Below are 368 nucleotides of genomic sequence, written 5' to 3' on the forward strand. Positions count from 1 at the left end.
GTCGAGTCTCGTGGGCTCGGAGATGTGTATAAGAGACAGGATTGGGATATTTATTGGGAAGTTTTACCCTTGTCGAGGATTTTCATCCCAGCCGAAATCAGGGAAGAAAAATACAATGAGCTGATTCCCGTTTTGTTGGCGGGAGATGAGGAAATTTGCCACTGGTTTTTGGATGAGGACAGGTTGAAACAGTTTCTCGAACGGTAAAAAATGCCGTCTGAAGCAGGGGAGGGTATGGCGCACGCTGTCTTCGACGTTGTCGAAACCGGTCCGCCAGCCGTCGAGGTCGACACCTGCATCACGCAAGGTTTCGATACGGTCGTCGGGCATATTGCTTTCCTGCCCCTTACTGCGAAAGCCGGCCGCAT

Annotated in this window: 1 protein-coding gene and 1 pseudogene; one reads left to right on the forward strand and one right to left on the reverse strand. The window is 51.4% G+C overall.

The window, feature by feature from the left end; all coding sequences use genetic code 11:
- The first annotated feature begins 24 nt into the window (after positions 1–24).
- Positions 25–207: a glutaredoxin family protein gene (locus ACRPFF_RS11455; protein ID WP_432674676.1), complete on the forward strand. Its 183-nt coding sequence runs from the start codon at positions 25–27 to the stop codon at positions 205–207.
- Positions 208–224: 17 nt separating this feature from the next.
- Here ACRPFF_RS11455 and ACRPFF_RS11460 read toward each other — a convergent pair.
- Positions 225–368 (reverse strand): annotated as a pseudogene (locus ACRPFF_RS11460) (carbonic anhydrase); the annotation flags it as partial.

The sequence above is a fragment of the Neisseria sp. SLRRB23 genome, assembly GCF_050896295.1.
GTDB lineage: Bacteria > Pseudomonadota > Gammaproteobacteria > Burkholderiales > Neisseriaceae > Neisseria.